4 protein-coding genes are annotated in these 2,608 nt (G+C 46.7%); all 4 read right to left on the reverse strand.

Going from position 1 to position 2,608, the window contains the following annotated elements; translation table 11 throughout:
• Positions 1 to 114: 114 nt before the first annotated feature.
• Entirely contained in the window at positions 115 to 303 is a 189-nt protein-coding gene (locus tag BUC26_RS22335; RefSeq protein ID WP_073379619.1) for a hypothetical protein, read from the reverse strand.
• A gap of 317 nt (positions 304 to 620) precedes the next feature.
• Positions 621 to 962 (reverse strand): hypothetical protein, encoded by a 342-nt coding sequence (locus BUC26_RS23325; protein WP_143166147.1) that lies wholly within the window; start codon positions 960 to 962, stop codon positions 621 to 623.
• Between the two features lie 321 nt (positions 963 to 1,283).
• Positions 1,284 to 1,529, reverse strand: a complete 246-nt coding sequence (locus BUC26_RS22340) for a hypothetical protein (protein ID WP_073379621.1) — start codon at positions 1,527 to 1,529, stop codon at positions 1,284 to 1,286.
• Between the two features lie 3 nt (positions 1,530 to 1,532).
• Positions 1,533 to 2,608 (reverse strand): RHS repeat domain-containing protein (locus BUC26_RS22345; protein ID WP_208609888.1); only part of this gene is annotated, 1,076 nt, incomplete at its 5' end.

The raw sequence follows: 2,608 nt of genomic DNA on the forward strand, positions 1-2,608 counted from the left end.
CCATGTTTCTGCTCCATTGTTATAGCCATTTGGCCAGTCAAAATGGTAGCAGATCTTCCACTTAACGGCTTGTCCAAATTTCCGGGGCCACCTCTGGGAGATGTCAGGAGAATTTCAGGTTGATAGAGGCTTCTCCTCGCAGAGGGCGACCAAACGCAACCCGATTATGTGGATACCTGCCGCCATCCCTTCAAGGACGAATTCATCCTTGGTATCCTTCTCTGCTTCGTTCTTGATAACCTTGCTCATCGCCATCAGTGCCACTCCTGCCTGGTCTATCGTCACTTCTGCCTGGGGCCTCATGCTCTCTCCTCCTTGTAGGGGTTTAGATGGTACCATCCCAAAATAGCACGAGACACAACCATGCGTCAATTGATATATTTAGTTATATCGAGTATTTATGTATTCATATTGAAAACATTTTGGTCAATTTGTCGTCGGTATGGAAACAATCAGGGAGAGTAGTCTCGAAGGTCAGCGCTGGAATCACCGTGGGCAATAGCTGATTGCCGGGGCGTCGCATGAACAATTTTCTATTCTGGCTATATGCTGACGTTTTGGAAGCCTGCGAGAACTTTCGAAGGTGCAGGTGTGAAGTTGTGAAGTTGTAAATCTGGTGATCAAAGAAGCAAATATAAAAAAGCAAACCCAGCTATGAAGCACATAATACCTTCTAACATGAGCAGTGACCTTGACTTGCTGGAATTATCTGTTCCACCAAAAAGCAAAGAACGAAAATTAATCGACCTAAATAAAGGTGTTCGATTATCAGTTCTGAGTGCACAAAAAAATAGCCAAGACCCGCTAAAGAAGGAACCAAAAATCAAAAGATACAATAAAATATCCATTTTTTTTCTCTTATCCTTCAAGTATTTTTTACTAATATTTTCTGCCGTAGTGCTTGTTGGCACTGCCAATATTTTACCAGTATTATCAAACGCTTTGCTTCCAGAAACTATCATCTTCCTTAAATCTACCGGTTTTAATAGAGAGGGATTATGCGGCAGTCTTCGATCACCTTCTCTGATTAGTCCAGTTGTGTAGCCTTGCCTGTCTGACCAGCAACCATACCTCCAGCAGCTGCATATCCAACTGAAGCTGTATTAAGTGTATTTAGAGCTTGACCCCTTCTTCTACGTAGATGGGCTTCGACCGGAGAATGTGAGCCTAGAGAATCTTGCCAGTGGGGCTTAATAGACGGTTACCAATCAGCCGTTACACCGGGCGATGCCTGTTAACTCTTCATTCGAATGGAACCAAAATACACCTTGCTCCCCCTTTCATTACACCAAGTCTAAATTTGGATCTATACCATCTAATCCCAGAATGTCTAACGGTATCCCAAAAGATTCTGCTTGCTGTTGCATGAGTGATATCACTCTATGAAATCCTGAAAGATATCCGACTGAAAAGTCGGTCTTTTCTTTGTCCGATGCCTTTTTAGCCTCTATGGCCATCTCTTTGAGTAGGAAGCTTAAATCAATGAGATAATCTTGATAAAGTGCGTTTTGGTTAGAAGCTTTTTCCATTTGCTACCTCCTTTTTTTCAGGACTTTCTTTGCAATTGATTTAAGTTCTTTGGCTCTCTTAATATCTTGATTCCAGTGGTGAATCAAATTCCCTTGATGTTCGCGACTCAATGAGTTGAAATTCGGAACTTTTGAAGAGGGGTTTTTAATCCAACTTTTATGTTCGGAAATTCTTTTATTGTATGATTTTATTGATTTAAATAGCTGTTTTGAATTTTGGTTCATGAATTGTCTAAGTTGGCCAGCGTGTCTTCCGCCACCTACTGCGATATCGTATGCACTTTGCCTAAATAGACCTGCACCAATAGTTTTTCCAGCAATCCCAGCAGCACAACCTGTTGCTGCACCAATAGCAATACTCCTCACGCCATGAGACTCATATATAGGAGTGGAAGAACTTTCCGGTGCATTTGCAATATCAGGAGCGGCCATATAAGCAATGGCAGCCCCAAAAATTGCCGCTGCGACAACTGCAAACTCCCCATCCGGATCAACATATCGATACGGATTATTTAGGCCATAGACATAGCGGTTCAACCGCTGCGAGTTACTGAGGATGGTTTGGTTGACCTCCCCGGTCAACGGGTCGACCAATCCCACCGGATCGGCCGAGACAAACCGGCCCACCGGGCCGTCCAAGTACCGTGCCCCGAAATAGAGCAGACCGGTCTCGGGGTCAAGTTCCTTGCCGAGATAGCGCCGCTTGTTCAACGCTCCTAAGCCGGTCTCTTCATACGCTTCACCAAACGGCAGGGTATCGGTCTGCCAGAGTACGTCGCCCGATTCGTCGCTGAGCGTCATTGGGCTGCCGAGATAATCCGTATCGTACCAGAACAGCTCGTACGACTCATTGGGCAGCTCGCCGGCAACCACCCGCAGGTCATGCACGGATTCGGCCAGGCCGATCCGGCCGTCGCCGCCGATGTCGCCTTCCCGGGTAAAGGGAACACTCACCGGTCGGCCGGCGGCAAGCTGCAGACCGATCATGGCATCGGTCAGCTCGATCCTGCCGTCCCGAAGCAGATCGCCGGGCCGGTTGGTGCTGCGCCGGGCGACCAGGGTATCGCCCAGGTAGATAT

The organism is Desulfofustis glycolicus DSM 9705 (assembly GCF_900130015.1).
GTDB classification, from domain to species: domain Bacteria; phylum Desulfobacterota; class Desulfobulbia; order Desulfobulbales; family Desulfocapsaceae; genus Desulfofustis; species Desulfofustis glycolicus.